This window comes from Achromobacter piechaudii NBRC 102461 (assembly GCF_001571245.1).
Classification (GTDB): domain Bacteria; phylum Pseudomonadota; class Gammaproteobacteria; order Burkholderiales; family Burkholderiaceae_B; genus Achromobacter; species Achromobacter piechaudii.
The window spans coordinates 1-18,516 of the sequence record NZ_BCTK01000005.1; the positions used below are offsets into that span (position 1 = coordinate 1).

Below are 18,516 nucleotides of genomic sequence, written 5' to 3' on the forward strand. Positions count from 1 at the left end.
GGCGGACGGCGGGTAGCGATCAGGCCTTGGCCAGACGCTTCAAGGCCAGTTGGACCCAGTACGTACCGCCCAAGGGCAGCAGTTCGTCGTTGAAGTCATAGCTGCCGTTGTGCAGCATGCAGGGGCCCAGGCCGTGGCCGCTGTCGCGGTGTTCGCCCGTGCCGTTGCCGATCCAGACGTAGCAGCCCGGCAATTCCTGCAACATGAACGCAAAGTCTTCCGCGCCCATCGTGGGTTGCACGTTGGCGTTGACGTTGGCTTCGCCCACGATGTCGCGCAGCACCTCGGCGCAGAACGCGGCTTCTTCGGCGTGGTTGATGGTGGGCGGGTAGTTGCGCTGGAATGTGAATTCAACTTCGCAGTCCATCGCCGCGCAGGTGTGGCGCGTGATCTCTTCCATACGGCGTTCGATCAGGTCCAGCACGTCGAGCGTGAAGGTGCGCACGGTGCCGCGCAGTTGTGCATGGTTGGGCACGACGTTGTCGGCGCTGCCCGCGTGGATCTGCGTGATGCTGAGGACGGCGGCGTCCAGCGGATTGCGGTTGCGTGTGATGATGGTCTGGAGCGATTGCGCCAGTTGCACGGCCGCCATGACCGGATCGATGCCCAGGTTGGGCATGCCGGCGTGGGTGCCCTTGCCCTTGATGACGATCGAAAATTCGTTGCTGGACGCCATGATGGGGCCCGGCGTCAAGCCGAACTGGCCGGGTTTCATGCCGGGCCAGTTGTGCATGCCGAACACGGCTTCCATGGGGAAACGCTTGAACAGGCCGTCGTCGATCATGCGCTTGGCGCCGCCGCCGCCTTCTTCGGCGGGCTGGAAGATCACATAGACCGTGCCGGCGTAATCACGATGCTGCGCCAGGTATTGCGCGGCGGCCAGCAGCATGGCGGTGTGGCCGTCGTGGCCGCAGGCGTGCATCTTGCCTTCGTTCTTGCTGGCGTGCGCGAAGCTGTTCACTTCCTGCATGGGCAACGCGTCCATGTCGGCGCGCAGGCCGACGGCGCGATCGCCGGGCAACTTGCCGCGAATGATGCCGACCACGCCGGTGCCGCCCAATCCGCGGTCGACCTCGATGCCCCATTCTTCAAGCTTTGCCGCCACCACGTCGGCGGTGCGGAATTCTTCAAAGGCCAGTTCGGGATGCGCGTGTATGTCGCGGCGGATCTTCGAAATATCCTGGTGCCAGGCGACGATGGGTTCGAGCAGTTTCATGGAGGGAGGAGGGCGAAAAAAGGGAACGCAACAAGGTTATCATCATTCAAAAATCTATTTAATGGAGACAAACACCATGACGCGTCCGTGGCTTGCCCATTACCCGCAGGGGGTTCCGGCAGAGATCTCCACCGAGGGCTATTCCTCGCTGGCCGACCTGCTTGACCGCGCCTGCAAGCAGTACGCCAGCCGCATCGCCTGCACGGCGATGGGCAGCGACATCACCTATGCGCAGCTCGATCAGCATGCGCGCGCATTTTCCGGATGGCTGCAAAGCCTGGGTCTGGAAAAGGGCGCCCGCGTTGCGCTGATGATGCCGAACGTGCCGGCCTATCTGGTTGGTATGTTGGGCACGCTGCGCGCCGGCCTCGTCGTCGTGAACGTCAACCCGCTGTACACAGCCGACGAGCTCGAACGCCAGTTGCAGGACAGCGGCGCGTCGGTCATTTTGATCCTGGAAAATTTCGCGCATACCTTGCAGGCTGTGAAGCAGCGCGGCCAGCTCAAGCATGTCGTCGTGACGGGGCCGGGCGATCTGCTCGGCGGCTTGAAAGCGCCGCTGGTCAACTTCGTGGCCCGTCATATCAAGAAGATCGTGCCGCCCTGGAGCATCGATGGCGCGCACACCTTGCCCAAGGTGCTGGCGGCCGGCGCCAACCTGCCGTTCACCCAGCCCACGCTGACGATGGATGACGTCGCGGTGTTGCAATACACCGGCGGCACCACCGGCGTGCCCAAGGGCGCGATGCTGTCGCACCGCAACCTGACCGCCAACGTCTTGCAGACCGAAGCCGTCGCGCAGCCCGTCGTGCATGACCTGGCGGGGTCACAACTGACGATCATCAGCGCCTTGCCGCTGTATCACGTGTTCGCGATGACGGTTTGCGGCCTGTATGGCCTGCACGCCGGCATGCGCAATGTGCTCATCATCAACCCGCGCGACCAGCCCTCGCTGATCGAGGCATGGCGCAAGGTCCCCATCAATCTGTTCCCCGGCGTCAATACGCTGTTCAACGCGCTGGCGCATAACGCGGACTTCGCCAAGCTGGATTTTTCCGCGTTGCGCCTGACGCTCGGGGGTGGCATGGCTGTGCAGCAGTCCGTGGCCGAGCGCTGGTTGAAGATCACAGGCCGGCCGCTGATCGAAGGCTACGGCCTGTCGGAAACGTCGCCCGTGGCGACAGTAAACCCGACCAACGCGACCGCGTATTCGGGCTCTATCGGCTTGCCCTTGCCGTCTACCGACGTGGCCATTCTTGACGACGCCGGCCACGAAGTGCCGTTGGGCGAACGCGGTGAAGTGGGTATCCGCGGGCCGCAGGTCATGCTGGGCTATTGGCAAAAGCCTGACGAGACGCGGCAGTCGATGACGGCCGACGGATTCTTTCGCACGGGCGACATCGGCATCATGGACGACAAGGGTTATACCCGCATCGTCGACCGCAAGAAGGACATGATCGCGGTGTCCGGATTCAAGGTCTATCCGAACGAAGTCGAAGCCGTGGTGGCGCAGATGCCGGGCGTGCTGGAATGCGCGGCCATCGGCGTGCCGGACGAGCATTCCGGGGAATCGGTGAAGGTGTTCGTGGTCAAGAGCGATCCCTCGCTGACCGAGGCGCAGGTGCAGGACTGGTGCCGCGAAAAGCTCACGGGCTACAAACGCCCGCGCTTCGTGGAATTCCGCGACGAACTGCCCAAGAGCAATGTGGGCAAGATCCTGCGCCGCGAACTGCGTCCCGATGCCGCCGCCACCACGCCCGCTGGCGTGAACGCGCCCTAGGCGGCAGTCCCGTTGTTCAGATGCGGCTCGATCATCTCATGCAGGGCGCGTTCGATGGCGGGATTGCCCGCCACCACGCGCCCGCCGATGGGCCAGGGATCCAGCTTGTGCATGTCTGAACACGTGCCGCCCGCTTCGCGCAGGATCAGCGTGCCAGCAGCCACGTCCCACGGCGCCAGGCCCATTTCCCAATAGCCGTCGTAGCGGCCGCAAGCCGTCCACGCCAGGTCGAGCGCGGCTGCGCCCATGCGCCGCACGCCGCGCGCGCGCTTGATGGCGTCATTCAACATGGGCATGTACTGATCCGCGAAGGAGAAGTCGCGGAACGGAAAGCCGGTTGCCAGCACGGAGTCTTCGATGGTCTGCGTGCGCGAGCATTTGATGCGGCGGCCGTTCAACCACGCGCCGATGCCGTACACGGCGGTGAACAGCTCTTCGCGATTGGGGTCGTACACGACGCCGACTACGGGCGTGTCTTCGGTCAGTGTTTCGGTGGCGGATACGGCGGTGCCCGCGTGCGCAATCAGCGCGATCGAGACCGCGTAGTGGGGGATGTCGTGCAGGAAGTTGGTGGTGCCATCGAGCGGGTCGATGTACCAGGTGGCGCTGCCTTGCGGCTTGCCGCCCGTCTCTTCGGCGACGATGCCGAACTTGGGCGTGCGTTCGCGCAGTTCCTGGATGATGACGGCTTCAGCTTCGCGGTCCGCCTGCGAGACAAGATCATTACGCGCCTTGCGGTCGATCACGAGATCGGCGCGATGATGCGCGTAGGATTGCAAGATGGCCGCGCCGCCATGCGCTGCGTTGACTGCCGCATCGATCGCGGCACACAGGTCGATGGGTTGGGCCAGTGAGCGGGGCTGATCATAGGTGTCCATGTAAACCAGTGTAAGCCTATGTTTGCGTCAAATCCGAGGCAGCCCCGCGAAACGGGGCCGTCCCGTGGTGTCCATCCAACGCCCTTGCCGCCGTCCGTCGATAATTCGCGTTTGTCACAACTTTGTTGATTGCTTCGAACCACCCATGTCCGCTCCGTATGTTCCCCTGACCCCCGCAGTGATTGACTTCGATGCCGATGGCAAGCTCTACAGCGCCGCGTACGGAGACGTCTATCACCCGCACCCCGGTTCGTCGGGGCAGGCCGAGCACGTGTTCCTGCGGGGCAATGGCCTGCCCGAGCGCTGGCGGGGGCGCGGTGCGTTCACCGTTTGCGAGACCGGTTTCGGCCTGGGGCTCAACTTTCTGACGCTGTGGCACGCTTGGCGGCAAGACCCTCAACGGCCCGCCGCCCTGCACGTGGTGTCCCTGGAAGGGCACCCGTTTTCCCGCGATGACCTGTCTACCCTGCTGGCCCGCTATGCGCCCGCCTCGATGGATGGCTTGGCACAGCGCCTGGTCGAGCAATGGCCGGCCTTGCTGCCGGGCCTGCATCGGCTGGAATTCGAGAACGGGGCGGTCACGCTCACCCTGGGTTTTGGCGACGCGCAGGTGCTGGCGCCGCGCCTGGCGATGCGCGCCGACGCGTTCTTTCTGGATGGCTTCGCGCCGGAGCGCAACCCTGGAATGTGGTCGCCATCATTGCTGCGCGATCTGGCGCAATTGGCCGCTCCCGGTGCCACGATGGCGACCTGGGCCTGCACGGGCGAGCTGCGGCATGCGTTGAAAGAAGCGGGGTTCGACGTCCGGCGCTCACCGGGCTACGGCGGCAAATGGCACATGACTGAGGGCGTTGCGCGCGCTCCTGGCAAGGTGGCCGCCAGCATCGCCGACCCGGCGACGGTCCAGCATGCGGTGGTGGTGGGCGCCGGCCTGGCAGGCGCCGGGATCGCGCAGGCGCTTGCCGGACGCGGCTGGCGTGTGACCGTATTGGACGCGGCGCGCGCCGTGGGGGCGCCCGCCCACGCGGGCCATCTGGCGGCGGCGCTCACGCCCGTGGTGGCGCGGGACGACAACGCGCGGGCGCGCCTGTCACGCGCGGGCAGCCAACGCGCCCTGGCCAGATGGCAGGCTCTGCCCGAGGGCGCGGCGCCGCGCGTGTGCGGCACGATCCAGGTCGAACGTGACGCCGGCAAGTCCGCCGCGCTGGCCGGCACCTTGGACACCCTGGCGTTTCCGCGCGACTGGGTGCGGCAGGTGGACCGCGACGAGGCCAGCGCGCTGGCCGGCTTGCCGGTGGCTCGCGGCGGGGTGTTTTTTGCGCAGGGCATGCTGATTCAACCGAACCGCCTCATCGACGCGCTGCTTGCGACGCCCGGCGTGGATATGCAGCCCGGCCGCGCCGCCCGTGTCGAACCCCTGGGGCAGGCCTGGCGAGTCATCGATGCGCAGGGTAATGAATTGGCGCAGGCGCACACCGTCATCCTGGCCAATGCCTTTGGCGCGCAAGCCGTATTACAGGAAAGCGGCTTGCTGGATCCCTTGCCGCGCGTGGCGCAGATGCACGCGCTGGCAGGCGAGGTGACCCTGGTGCCGGCCCCGGCGTTGGGCGGCGGGCCGCGCTGCATCGTGGGCGGCGAAGGCTATCTGCTGCCTGACGTTGGCGCCGGCTGCGTGGTCGGCAGTACCTACGAACATGGCGCCGCGCAAGCCGTGGTGACCGAAGCCGGCCAGCGCACCACGCTGGCCAAGGCGGCGGGGCTACTGAGCGGTCACTTCCCGGACTTCGACGCGCTGGTTCCCGGCTCGCTTGCCGGCTGGGCAGGGTGGCGGGCCGTGTTGCCCGGGCGCTTGCCTGCGATCGGAGAGCTGCCGCACGCGCCAGGGCTTTGGATGGCGATTGGGTACGCGTCGCGGGGGCTGTCGTGGTCGGCGTTGATGGGCGACGTGATCGGCGCGCGGCTGGCTGGCGAGCCCGAGTTACTGGAAACGGATCTGGCCCAACTTATTTCACCAAGGTGAAAAAAAGTTCGGCCCGGGAGAGGGCCCGAAGCCAGGTGGCGTAGAATTGCACTAATTGCCAGGATTTGGCGCCAAATAGGCCGTAATGGCTACGATGTTGGCGTTTCGGCGGCGCGCGGCCCTTGGCCGAAAGGCGCTGGCCGAGGGCTTTACGACCCCTTTTTAAGGATGAGAAACCCATCCAGAAGAGGGACCGAGTTTATTTCAAAGCTCAAATCCGTCAAAATAGCGTCTTTTGATGGTTTTTGGCTTAAGCCGGGGGATGCTCTGTGCCGCCCAAGTTCGACTTTGCCCATACTACCCAGCTCGATAACATCGAGCTGCTGACGTCCCGCCCCAGTCGTTTCGATTTCGACGCGGGCGATGGGTTGCACCTGGTAGTCGAGGCGCATGCGCCTGGTGTTTTTCGCCTGCGCTGCGGCGAGGCGAACCACCTGAATGATGACAAGCCCGGCGCGCGTGCGCGCGCCGTGGCCGAGATGCTGCTCGCCCGCCAAGAGGCTGTGGGCGAGGCCACCATTGCCCCACGCGAAGGCGGCGACGGCTGGCGCATCACACAGGGCGACGTTGCCCTGGAGATCCAGTCCAATCCCGTGCGCGTGGCGATATATCGCAACGACGAACGGGTCTTCGAGTCCGAGGTTTCCGCGCATACGCCCGCATTCGGGCACAACGCGCTGGACAAGGAAGACGACGCGGTCTGGACGGCGGGGTTCACCTTGCTGGGCGACGAGCGTGTCTTCGGCCTGGGCGAAACCCCGGGCGACCTGAACCGCCGCGAAGAATCGGTCGTTTCCGACGACCCCGAACATCGCGCCTTGCCATTGGCATGGAGCCCGCGCGGCTGGGGTGTCTACGTCAATACGATGCGTCGCGTGGAACACGCGGTAGGCGTCGCGCCAGCGGACTCGGCCTACGTGCTGACCGTCGACGACGCCGTGCTGGACGTGTTCCTCTTTGCCGGCGAGCCCGCTGAAATCCTCAATCAGTACACCGCGCTGACCGGCCGTGCCGGCCAGCCCGTGCTGTGGGCGATGGGCGCGTGGCTGACGCAGGCCGCAGGCGAAATGCCCACGCAGACGGTCGCCCTGGTGGCCCGCATGCGCGAAAACCAGATCCCCGTGGACGCCGTCACCCTGGCGCAGCCGGTGGCATGGGGCTTCCAGGCGGACAAGGCGGTTTTCGAATGGGACGCCCAGCGCTTCCCCGATGCCAAGCAGATGCTGGCGCTTTTCCATAAGCACAACGTGCATGTCGCGGCCTCCGGCTTCCCGGGCGTCATCAAGACCAGCCCGTTGTTTGAAGAACTGGAAGATCGTGGCTGGTTGCTGGCCAAGGAAGACGGCGCCGCCCAGGTGTTCGACGGCATCGCCGCCACCTCCGGCCAACCGTTCGGGCTGCTGGACCTGACCTATCGCGACATCTACAACCTGTGGGTCGAGCGTCATCGCCAACTGATCGAAGACGGCCTGGACGCGCCCGCGTGCGACGCTCAGATCGCCATCCCCGATGGCGTGACGGCTCGCAACGGCGAAACCGGCCCGGCGCTGCGCAGCATGTATCCGCTGCTGGTGCGCCGCGCGCTGTTCGATGCCGTGGCCGGCCTGAAGGTGCCGCCCGAAGGCGTGGTGCCCAGCTCCGATCTGTTCCCCGCCGCCCAGCGCCTGCCGTGGCAGGTTGGGCCGCAAGCTGAAAACTCCTGGGACGGCCTGCGCCATACCTTGCGCACCGCTCTGTCGATCGGCGCCAGCGGCGTGCCCGTGCAGGTCCATGGCATCGGTTCGGCATCGCGCGACCGCTCGGGCATGACGTCCGAACTGTATTTGCGCTGGCTGACGGTAGGCGTGTTCTCGGCCAACTTTTCGTTCCAGGGCGTGGAAGGCCTGATGCCTTGGGACTTCGGCGAAGAAACCCTGGCGCAAGCCCGGACCTGGATGCAATGGCGCTATCGCCTGGTGCCTTATGTGTTGGGCGCCATCGAGGATTCCGCGCGCACCGGCTTGCCGGTGCAGCGTTCCATGGCGCTGTCGTTCCCCAACGACCCGCACGCCCACGAATGGGACCTGCAATACCTGCTGGGCCCGGCCCTGCTGGTGGCGCCGGTCACCGAACCGGGCAAGCAGGTGCGTGTTTACCTGCCCAAGGGCGAGGCCTGGTGGGACCTGAACACGGGGCACCGCTACGAAGGCGGCACCACCTGGACGATCGACTGCGAACTGGGACAGTTCCCGGTTTTCGGCCGCGAAGGCCACATGCTCTGTCTGGGGCCCGCCGCGCAGCATACGGGCGAGTTCAACTCGGCCCGCATCCTGGACGAAGTCTGGATGTTCGGCATGCCGGTGCATAACCCGGTCGTCATGCGCAACAAGATCCGCGTGATGCAGATGCAGGGCTCCAGCTATATCAAGGGGCTGGAAGGGCTGCGCATTTCGCCGTCCGAAGGTCTTGAGGTCAAGCGCCGGGGGGCGGAAGTCCGCATTTCGCGCGCGCGCTGATATCGACTCGGCCGCTACCGGCCATCGTCATCAACGGGGCAGTCAGGAAGGCTTTCCTTCCTGACTGCCCTTTACGCGTTCTCCGGCCCGTGTTGCTGCTTGGATCCGTGCGATGAACGCCCGGCCCGTAAAAGCGCCGCATATTACTTATAGTTATTAAAAATGAGAAAAACGGTCGTTCTCTTCAGAAGAGAAAAGATACAAAATCGCTTGCCATGATTCACATCGAGAACCTATCCAAGACCTATGCCACGCCGCATGGACAATTCCAGGCGCTGCGAGGCATCAACCTGCATATCGAGCAGGGCGAGGTCTTCGGCATCATCGGCCCCAGCGGGGCCGGCAAAAGCACGCTGGTCCAGTGCATCAACCTGCTTGAGCGTCCCAACGAAGGCACGATTGCCATCGGTGGACAACAACTTACCGGCCTGAACGAAGCGCAGCTTCGTGGGCAGCGCCGTCGTATCGGCATGGTGTTCCAGGGCTTCAACCTGCTGTCGCGCCGCACGGTGTACGGCAACGTGGCGCTGCCGCTGGAAATTGCGGGCGTGGCCAAGGCCGAGATTCCGGCGCGCGTCGAGCGGCTGCTGGCGCTGGTGGGCCTTGAGCATCTGCGCGACCGCTATCCCAGCCAGATCAGCGGTGGGCAAAAACAGCGCGTAGGTATCGCGCGCGCCTTGGCCAACAACCCGGACGTGCTGCTCAGTGATGAAGCCACGTCCGCGCTGGATCCCGAGACCACGCATAACATCCTGGCGCTGCTGCGCGACATCAACCGCAAGACCGGCGTGACCGTTGTCATGATCACGCACCAGATGGAAGTCGTGCGCGAAGTGTGCGACCGGGTGGCCGTCCTGTCGCAGGGCGAAGTGGTCGAAATCGGCAGCACGCGAGAAGTGTTCGCGCAGCCGCGCCATGAAGTCACGCGCGGCATGGTGTCGGCCGCCACCGCCTCCGACCTGACCGACGCCACCTTGGCCGCGGTCAAGGAACGCATCGCCGCGCTGACAGCCGCCAAGCCCGGCCAGGCCGTGCGCCTGTTGCGCCTGTCGCTGACCGGCACGGATTCGTCGGGCTCGTTCCTGACCGACCTGTCCAAGCAGTTCTCGCTGGACGTGGGCTTGGTGCAGGCCCGCGTCGAAGATATCCAGGGCGTGGCCGTGGGCACGATGTTCGTGCTGGCCCAAGGCGCGCCCGCCGCGGTCAAGGACGCGATTGCCGCGTTGACCGCCCGTGACATTACCGTTGAAGAAATAGCTCATGAGTCCGCAACTGATCGACCTGCTTATTACGTCGCTGCTTGACACCTTGTTGATGGTGGGTGTGGCCAGCGCCATCGCGGTGGTCGTCGGCATTCCGCTGGGCGTGACGCTGACCGTGACCGCGCGCGGCAACATGCTGGAGAACCAGCCTGTGAACCACGTGCTGGGCGCCATCATCAACGCCACGCGTTCGGTGCCGTTCGTGATCCTGATGGTTGCCATCATTCCGTTCACGCGGCTGGTTGCGCAGACCTCCATCGGCACCACGGCCGCGATCGTGCCCTTGTCGGTGGCTGCGATTCCGTTCATGGCCCGCATCGCCGAAAACGCCATGCGCGAAGTGGACCCGGGCCTGATCACCGCCGCGCGCGCCATGGGCGCATCGCCGATGCAGATCATCCTGAAGGTGCTGCTGCCCGAGGCCTTGCCCGGCTTGATCGCCGCTACCATCGTCACCGTCGTCAGCCTGATCGGCTATTCCGCCATGGCGGGCGCCATTGGCGGCGGCGGCTTGGGCGACTTGGCGATCCGCTACGGCTACCAGCGCTTCCAGTCCGACGTGATGGCTGCTGTCGTCATCGTGCTGATCGTCCTGGTCCAGGCCATTCAAAGTCTGGGCGACCGCTTCGTGCGCCGCATGTCGCATCGCTGATCGCGACGCCGCTTCCGTTTCTCTTCAGTCTTTTCCTACTTCCGTTACTCGGGATATCGCAACATGAGCATCAAGGTTTTGAAGTCGCTGGCTGCATTCGCCCTCGGCGCCGCCGTATTCGCCCAGCCCGCGCTGGCACAGGACAAGCCGCTGAAGGTGGGCGTGACCGCCGGCCCGCACGCGCAGATCTTTGATGTGGTCAAGGCCGAGGCCGCCAAGCAGGGCCTGAATATCCAGATCATCGAGTTCACCGACTACGTGCAGCCCAACGTGGCGTTGGCCGCGGGCGACCTGGACGTGAACAGCTACCAGCATCAGCCCTACCTGGACAACGCCAACGCCGACCGTGGCTACAAGCTGGTCAGCATTGCCAAGACCGTGATTTTCCCGATCGGCATCTACAGCAAGAAGATCAAATCGCTGGCCGAACTGAAAGACGGCGCGCGCATCGCTCTGCCGAACGATCCGACCAACGGCGGCCGCGCCCTGTTGCTGCTGCAAGCCAATGGCCTGATCAAGCTGCGTCCGGAAGCCGGCCTGAAGGCCACCCCGATCGACGTCGTCGAGAACAAGAAGAAGCTGCGCTTCATCGAGCTGGACGCCGCTCAACTGCCGCGTTCGCTGGACGACACCGATGCGTCGGCCATCAACACCAACTTCGCGCTGGAAGCCGGCCTGAACCCGACCAAGGACGCCATCGCACAGGAATCGCCGGATTCGCCGTATGCCAACGTGCTGGTCGTGCGTGAGAAGGACAAAGACCGCGCCGACTTGGCCAAGCTGGTCAGCATCTATCACAGCCCGGCTGTGAAGCAGTTCATCGAGACCAAGTACAAGGGCGCCGTGGTCGCCGCCTGGTAATCCCGGGACGACACCGCTCGCCACAGAACGGCCGCCTTGTGCGGCCGTTTTTCATGGGCGCAACGGGTGAGCCAGCGTGTGTTCAGACGAAGGTCCGCGCCAAACTTTTTGACAAGCTGAAAAAAATCCGCCATAATTTCTGGCTTCGGTCGGGCTGATAGCTCAGTCGGTAGAGCAGCGGACTTTTAATCCGTTGGTCGCGAGTTCGAGTCTCGCTCAGCCCACCACTGAATACTTGCTGCAGCGCACGCTGTAGTACGCAATGAAAAAAACGCCGCTATTTATTAGCGGCGTTTTTTTTCGTCTGCAAGCGGGCTGCGAGCATGGGTTTGCATCTTGCAGCCTTGGTGAGGGCAGCAGGCGTTGCCATCTTGCAATCGCAACGCCTGCCTTCCAAGCAATCGGACCCAAGCGCTAAACAGCAGCGCTAAACGGCAGCGCTAAACAGCGGGGCTAAACAGCAGCAGCACCAAACAGCAGCAGCACCAAACAGCCGCGCCAAACAGCGGCACCGGATGGCAGCGCCAGCACCAAACCTCGGCGCCAGCGCCCTTCAACGCTTAAAAGCGCATGGCCAATTTCAACACGCCCGATTGCTGCCGGTTGCCGCCGCCGAACTGCGCGTCGTAGGCGATACCGGCCGTCGTGTTGCGCGTGAGCGCCACTTCTGCGCCCAGGCCCAGCACCGCGGCGTCGCGCGCGATTGGCACGCCCGTCACCGAGAACGTGGTGCCGCCGTCGAACGCCAGTTCCTGCTTGGGCTTCACATCACCCATGGCGTGGCGCCAGCCCAGGGACGCGGTCAGGCGGCCCGGAGCATTGTTGGACGCAAAGTCCCACGCGCCGCGCAGACCCAGCGTGGTGCTCGTCACGTCGTCGGTGTTGCCCGAGCCGTGCAGAGCGGCCGTGCCGCCGGATTCCTTGAAGTCGCGCGTGCGCAGCTGATTCCACGCCAGACCCGCGTAGGGTTCGATGCTGGTCGTGTCGGACAGGGGCAGCTTGTAGCCCAGTTCCGAGAACAGTTGCGTCGAAGAAGCGTGATACGACGATTCCAGGCGTTGGTTCAGGCTGCCCGCCGCCACGTTGCGCTTGGCGTCGATGTCGTGCCACGTGTAGGCCGCGCCGGCCATGAAGCGCACGTGCCCGGGGCCCGCTTGGAAATTACGTCCGCCGAACAAGGTCGCGGTGTAGCTGTCGACGTTCGAGCGCGAGGACACGTCCGCCATCGAGTTGTGGCTGCCGATATAGCCCAGCGCGCCGCCCACGCGCCAGCCGTCGCCGACCGCGCCGTCGCCGCCAAAGAAGAATCCACCGGCCGACTGGTTCACGCTGGATGCGTTGCCGTCGCCCGCGAACTTGCTCCAGTTGCCGAAGGCTTGCGCCCACACCGGAGATGCGCCGTCTTGGGGCAGCGCGTCCGAGGAAGGCGATCCCAGCTGCGCCGTGGGCCGTCCGGGCATTGCCCGCGCGTCGAGGTTGCCGCGCAGGTGCGAGAGCGGCAGCGTGCGTACGGTGTCGGACTGGCCTTGCAGCACGCTCGCGGTGCTTGCGTAAGCTTCACCCGACAGCATCGACAGGGCGGCGCGCGCCTGACCCGGCGTCATCGTCAGGACGGCTGCGGTCACCTGGCTGGCAGCGGTGTTCCGGCCCGACCCGATGCCGCTGGCCACGACCGACGATCCGCCAGTTGCGGGCGTGGTGGTGGTTGGCGTGGACGCGGTGCCGGTCGAAGTCGAACCATTGGCAGTCGTCGTCGAACCCGTGCCTGTCGAGGTCGAACCCGTGCCCGTCGAGGTCGAACCCGTGCCCGTAGTTGTCGAACCACTACCCGTCGAAGCCGAGCCCCCTCCCGTCGATGCCGAGCCATTGCCCGTCGCGGGCGGGTCTTCAGTGTCCAGCGCGCCGCCGACGCTGTTTTCGTTGCCGGTGTTGCCCACGCTGCCAATCGGCACGTCATTGCGCGTGAGCGTCATGAACGCGTTCTTGGCGTCGTAGCTCAGGGTGGGCGTCAAGAACGCATAGGCGCTGGACGCACCCGTGAATCGCCCCTGGATGCCGCCGTCCGCCGTCAGGATGTTGTACGTGGTGCGCGGCGCATAGTCCCCGTTCGGGCCGACGTGCGCGACGGAACCATCCAGGTACGCGACGCCCGTGACGTGGATGCGATCGCTTGCGGTGCTGGCCGGATCGGCATGCACGCGGTAAATCGTGTCTGCGCCGAAGCTCAGGTTGCCGTTGACCGTCAGCGTGCCGATCGGCGAGCCGTCGTTGCCCGGCGATATGACGGCGGTGGGATACAGCGTGGTGGTGCCCACCTGGCCCACGCCTGCCAGCACGACTTCGCGGCCGATATCGATCGGGCCGTTCAACTTGCCGTCGATTTCCAGCGCGCCGTCGGCGATCAGGATGGGGCCCGTCAGGCCGCTGCTGTCTGCGGTCAGGATCACGGAACCGGGTCCGGTCTTGACGAAGCCCTGCGTGCCCTGCAAGGGGTTGTCGATGATGTCGACGAACTGGCCCGAGGCATAGGTGCCGTCGCCCACGACGATGGCGGGCGGGTTGCCGCCGCTGCCGACCAGGGTGATGGGCGCGCCTTGCAGGCGATAGCGGTCGGTGGCGAATTGAATGCCCGACACGCGCACGGGGCCCGCGCCGCCATCGACGGTGACCGTGCCGGCCGCGCCGGTGAAGATCGCGTATCCGGCGTCGGGCAGTGCGCCCGTGGCATTGGTGGGGCTGTTCCAATTCGTGCTGGCGGCGCTCCAGGTGCCGTTGCCGCCGCCCGCGCGCGTCGCGGATGCCGCGCCGTTGCCGTTCCACAGATTGGTCGTGCTGGGGCCGAGGATCAGGTTGATCTGCTTGTCGCCCGTCAGCGATTGAATGGTGGCGGCGGGGACGGAATCTCCGGTCACGCTGCCCAGCGACATGCCGTTGCCGCTCAAGGTGCCGCCATACGACAGGATTCGGTAATAGCCGGCGTTGACGCCCAGCGTGTTGACCGACACATTCAACGTCGTGTTGTTCAGCGCGACATTGCCGCTTACCGTGATGTTGTCGCCGGTGCCCGGCTGCGTGATGGGCAGCCCCGCGTACCCGGTCTCGAAAGCGAACACGGCGTTGTTCATCGACAGATTGCCGTTGACCATCAGATTGCCGTTGGATACGCCGGTCGGCGTGCCCACTTCATAACCGGGAGCAACTCTCGCGCCCGTCACGTTCAGGTCGCCGTTGATCGAGCCAAAACCTGCGACGGTCCCGTTCGAGGAGGCGTTGACGTTGCCGCCGAGGGTGACTCCCGCGCCGCCGCCGTTGCCGCCGATAACCAGCGTACCGCCCGCAACGTCAATGCCACCAGGGAAATTGACCGAGCCATCGAATACCTGAGTATTGCCCGTCGATACCGTCATGTCCGCGGCCATGACACCGCCGCAATAAGTCGTGCCCAGCGCAAGCGTCGCTGTCAGCCACTTCTTCGTGCCATTTATCAAAACTTGGGTCCTTTGTTTTCGATTAATAAACCGAGGGCAGAACATTACTGAATGGCTATAAACGTATTTCTACGTAACGAATCCATTCTCAGGAACGTAATGTGCTGTCGAAAAAAAGGACGCAATGTAAACCAGTTTTTTTGCGATGACAGGCAAGTTGGGGGTGTCCGCAATCTTTTGATTCAAAAGGGTAAAACGGATACCGGCCAACATTCAGGGTCGGATAATTTGGATACCATCCATAATCTTCCAGCTAGGTATATGGATACCATCCGCATTATAAAAATGCCGCAAATTGACGCATTTATTATTATTTTCGCAGGCAGGAGAGTATGCCGTTTCACCTGAGCGGCTACCGCGCTGCATGGCCCCGCCAGCTGTCTTTCTAATTATTGGTTTTAGGACAGCGGCGCGAACGGCCAGCCAACACAGCAATTAAGACGGCGTGCGCGCCGAAATGCCGGCCAGCGAATGCAGGCTCAGGCCGCAACTGCGGGCCCGTTCGGACAATGTTTCGCTCTGCACCAGCGCCCGCCGGCTTTCTTCCAGCAGCACGTCCAACTGTTCTTCCAGCGTGGCCGCCATGACCCAGGCGCGTTCGGAAAATCGTTCCGAAAACTGATCTACACAGCCTTTGCAGATGGCGGCGCCGTTCTTTTCAAGCAGGGGCGCGCCCTGCGCCAGCGTCGAATGGCAAAAAATACAGGCAAGTGCGCGATTCATGCGGCTGGCGGCTCATGGTTGGTCGCGCCGCGAGAATCACGGCGCCTACCCTGAACAACGGCTGATCGCGGCCAACTCTTAAACCGGAAAATGACCTAGAACAAAATGCCTCGCACAAAGGGATGAGAGCAAACCGGGATATACCGCTTTCGGATGAGCCGCCAGCCGCTGTCCCGATTCGCTCAATTCGCCCCTTCCTCAGCTCGCGTAAGCGCCGTGCAAAGCGACCGGGCGCGGCGTTACGTCGATGATGGTTTCGGCCGGCACCTTGAAGAACGCGGCGGTGGTGGCCAGGCGCTTGGCCTGGTCCTCCAGCGACGACGCGGCGGCGGCGGCTTGTTCCACCAGCGCGGCGTTCTGCTGGGTCACGTCGTCCATCTGCGTGACCGCGCGGTTGATCTGATCGATGCCCTGGGACTGTTCCGTCGATGCTTCGGTGATCTCCGCCATGATCTGCGTAACCCGCTGCACCGACGTGACGATTTCCTGCATGGTTTCGCCGGCCTGCCGCACCTGCTCGGCGCCGCTATCGACATTGGTGGTGGACTGCTCGATCAGGTCCTTGACCTCGCGTGCAGCCTGCGCGCTGCGTTGCGCCAGTGACCGCACCTCGCCCGCCACCACTGCGAAGCCCTTGCCCTGTTCGCCGGCCCGGGCCGCTTCCACCGCCGCGTTGAGCGCCAGGATATTGGTCTGGAAGGCGATGCCATCGATCACCGAAACGATCTCGGCGATACGGCGCGAACTATCCGAAATGCGCGCCATGGTCTCCACCACCTGATTCACGGCTTCGCCTCCGCGCATCGCCACACCCCGGCTTTCCGCCGCCAGCGCGTTGGCCTGATGCGCGTGTTCCGTGTTCTGCTTCACGGCCGTGGCCAGCTCTTCCATGCTGGCGGCGGTTTCTTCCAGCGACGCGGCTTGCTCTTCCGTACGCGAGGAAAGGTTGGTGTTGCCCGACGCGATTTCCGCCGCGCCCGTGTTGATTTCATTCACGCTGCGGCGCACTTCGGCCACGGTGCGAGTCAGGCTTTCCTGCATGCGCTTCAACGCGGCGAACAGCACGCCGATTTCGTTGTCGGCGGCCGTGGAAACACGTTGCGTCAGGTCGCCCGAAGCGATGCGGTCAAAATGCACGGCGGCTTCCTTGAGCGGCGACAGCACCTGGCGGCTGATGAAGCGCCAGCACCCGAGCGCCAGGATAAACGCCAGGCTCAACATGACGATGGCGGCGATTTCCGCCTGTATATAGCGTCGATCCGAGGCGTCGTTGATTTCCACGGCGCGCCGTTCGGTATGGGCCAGGATGGCGCGCAGCCGCTCTTCGAATCGCGCGTCGGCCGCGCGAGCCTCGGTCACCGCCGCCACGTAGCCCTCGGCCGATTGCTTTCGCAACGCTTCGTTCAAGTCCTCAATGCCGCGGACGTAGGCGGTGAAGACGCTGTCCAGATCGGCTGACATCTTGCGGCTGGCATCGGTCCGCTTGGGCACCGACTGGTACAACTCATAGCGCCTGCGCGCATCGGCCAGGGACTTGGCCGCCTGCTCGACGCTGGCTTGCGCCTGATCGGCGCGTCCGGCCTGAACGTCGAGATAGGCGGCCACCAACGTGATGCGCGTGCGCAGGAGCAGCACCTGGGTTTCGTAAAGCGGGCGGGTCTGGTCGGTGGCGACACGGTTCAGGTCGTCGACCCCTTCGTCGGCGACCTTGGCGAACAGCCATCCCATGCCGGTAGAGGTGGCCAGTGCCAGGACGAACAGGGTCAGGACGGCGAGCAGTCCAGTACGAATTTTCAGGTTTTTAAGCATGCGCGAGGCTCCTGCGAGGGCGGCAGGTCTGCCGACCGCCGCCAAGATCAAGTGATAAACCCGCGTCGAATGTAAATTTAGATTACAAATTTAACAATTGATCATTTCTCACCGCCCCATTGTCGTTTTGGCAACGCCGTGGGGGCAGGCGTGCATCACGCAGGCACGCCAGGGACTCTCAGGCCAGACCGGCGGTGTCGTCGCGCAGAAAATGCAAAAAGCGTTGGGCGGCGTCGGGCAAGGGGCGCGCCACATGGGTCTGGATCTGGATCTGCCCTTTATTGAGCAGCGCGTCGTCCATCGGGCGGCAGATGAGCCTGCCGGCGTTCAACTGGGCGGCTGCGGTCAAGCGTGCACATAAGGTGACGGCGTTGCCGGCAAGCACATATTGGTACACCGCGTCTGGATGATTCGAAGTGAACGCGGGCGACAGGGTTGTGTTGTACAAGCTGGAGGCCATATCCAGCAGCCGGCGCAACGCGCTGCCGCCTTCGGGTAAAGCCAGCGGGTAGGCCGTCAGTTGAGGCAGGTGCAAGGCATCGTACTTGGCCAGGGGGTGGCCCGGCCGCATCACCGCAACGATTTCGGCGGGGCCGGCGTAGATGACGGCGATGTCTTTCTCGGCCGCGTGGCTGTAGGTGACGCCGATGTCGGCCTGAGCCGAGCGCACGCGCTCGGTGACCAGCCCCGCATCCAGCACGGTCAGGTTGAAGCGCACCGTAGGATGCTCGGCCTGGAATGCCGCGAATTTGGGCGGCAGCGCGCGCGCGGCGACGCCGTGCGCGCCGGCGATCTTCACCGTCTGCGTGTAGCGGCCGTTCTGCCCGCCGATCTCGGCATAGGTGCGCGCCGCATCGGCTTCGACCCGCCGCGCGTGGTCAGCCAGGATGCGGCCAACCTCGGTCACTCGCATTCCCTTTGGATGGCGTTCGAACAACTGGTTTTGCAGGCGCTGCTCCAGTCCGGCGATCTGGCGGCTGACGGCTGAACTGACAACGTTCAGCCGCGCGGCGGCGCCATTGACGGAACCGGTGTCGACGACGGTCAAAAAATAACGAAGCGCGGTGCTGTCGAAGTGGAATCGCTTCATTGACGTGGATGCCGTAAATCTCAATGTCGAGTCCAAGCGGTTGGCAGCCGCGAAAATAGCGCGCGTGGCGGGTGGCATCGGGAACGGCCGTCGCGTGCATAGTCCCGGCAGGCAGGGACCGGCGGATGTGCCAAAGGGTGGAATTTATGCCAGCTACACCTTTTGCCACAATCGCAAAATTATCAATATTGCATTCTAATTTCGGCAACCTCGAGTATTCAGCCGGCCGCTGCATTGTGAAT

At 64.3% G+C, this 18,516-nt stretch carries 12 protein-coding genes and 1 tRNA gene; 7 read left to right on the forward strand and 6 right to left on the reverse strand.

Features of this window, described 5'->3' with window-relative positions:
• Positions 1-19 precede the first annotated feature (19 nt).
• Entirely contained in the window at positions 20-1,216 is a 1,197-nt protein-coding gene (locus API01S_RS06810) for a M20 aminoacylase family protein (protein WP_006217492.1), read from the reverse strand.
• A 76-nt stretch (positions 1,217-1,292) separates the two neighbouring features.
• On the opposite strand from API01S_RS06810, the gene API01S_RS06815 reads away from it, so the two are divergent.
• Complete coding sequence (locus API01S_RS06815; RefSeq protein ID WP_061303936.1) at positions 1,293-2,996, forward strand: AMP-binding protein; 1,704 nt, start codon at positions 1,293-1,295, stop codon at positions 2,994-2,996.
• Here the strand turns inward: API01S_RS06815 and API01S_RS06820 are convergent.
• Positions 2,993-3,874, reverse strand: a complete 882-nt coding sequence (locus API01S_RS06820; protein WP_050728128.1) for an inositol monophosphatase family protein — start codon at positions 3,872-3,874, stop codon at positions 2,993-2,995. The genes API01S_RS06815 and API01S_RS06820 overlap by 4 nt on opposite strands.
• A 145-nt stretch (positions 3,875-4,019) precedes the next feature.
• Between API01S_RS06820 and mnmC the strand changes: the two genes are divergently transcribed.
• The 6 genes from mnmC (at position 4,020) to API01S_RS06850 (ending at position 11,391) form a co-directional block, all read left to right on the forward strand.
• Entirely contained in the window at positions 4,020-5,894 is a 1,875-nt protein-coding gene (mnmC, locus tag API01S_RS06825; RefSeq protein ID WP_061303938.1) for an FAD-dependent 5-carboxymethylaminomethyl-2-thiouridine(34) oxidoreductase MnmC, read from the forward strand.
• 269 nt (positions 5,895-6,163) lie between these two features.
• Positions 6,164-8,389, forward strand: coding sequence for a glycoside hydrolase family 31 protein (locus API01S_RS06830; RefSeq protein WP_006217498.1), 2,226 nt, complete (start codon positions 6,164-6,166; stop codon positions 8,387-8,389).
• 215 nt (positions 8,390-8,604) lie between these two features.
• Positions 8,605-9,693, forward strand: coding sequence for a methionine ABC transporter ATP-binding protein (locus tag API01S_RS06835; RefSeq protein WP_050728126.1), 1,089 nt, complete (start codon positions 8,605-8,607; stop codon positions 9,691-9,693).
• Positions 9,650-10,303 carry a methionine ABC transporter permease gene (locus tag API01S_RS06840; RefSeq protein WP_006217500.1) on the forward strand — a complete coding sequence of 218 codons (654 nt, stop codon included), beginning with the start codon at positions 9,650-9,652 and terminating at the stop codon, positions 10,301-10,303. Before API01S_RS06835 ends, API01S_RS06840 begins: the two co-directional genes overlap by 44 nt.
• A gap of 63 nt (positions 10,304-10,366) precedes the next feature.
• Entirely contained in the window at positions 10,367-11,164 is a 798-nt protein-coding gene (locus tag API01S_RS06845; protein WP_061303940.1) for a MetQ/NlpA family ABC transporter substrate-binding protein, read from the forward strand.
• 151 nt (positions 11,165-11,315) lie between these two features.
• Positions 11,316-11,391, forward strand: a tRNA-Lys gene (locus API01S_RS06850).
• Positions 11,392-11,724: 333 nt separating this feature from the next.
• Here the strand turns inward: API01S_RS06850 and API01S_RS06855 are convergent.
• The 4 genes from API01S_RS06855 to API01S_RS06870 all read right to left on the reverse strand — a co-directional run bounded on the left by API01S_RS06855 (position 11,725) and on the right by API01S_RS06870 (position 18,274).
• Entirely contained in the window at positions 11,725-14,652 is a 2,928-nt protein-coding gene (locus API01S_RS06855; RefSeq protein ID WP_061303942.1) for an autotransporter family protein, read from the reverse strand.
• Between the two features lie 435 nt (positions 14,653-15,087).
• Positions 15,088-15,375 (reverse strand): ClpX C4-type zinc finger protein, encoded by a 288-nt coding sequence (locus tag API01S_RS06860; RefSeq protein WP_050728124.1) that lies wholly within the window; start codon positions 15,373-15,375, stop codon positions 15,088-15,090.
• Positions 15,376-15,573: 198 nt separating this feature from the next.
• Positions 15,574-17,184, reverse strand: a complete 1,611-nt coding sequence (locus API01S_RS06865; protein ID WP_050728123.1) for a methyl-accepting chemotaxis protein — start codon at positions 17,182-17,184, stop codon at positions 15,574-15,576.
• Between the two features lie 178 nt (positions 17,185-17,362).
• Complete coding sequence (locus tag API01S_RS06870) at positions 17,363-18,274, reverse strand: LysR family transcriptional regulator (RefSeq protein ID WP_006217512.1); 912 nt, start codon at positions 18,272-18,274, stop codon at positions 17,363-17,365.
• Between the last annotated feature and the right edge of the window lie 242 nt (positions 18,275-18,516).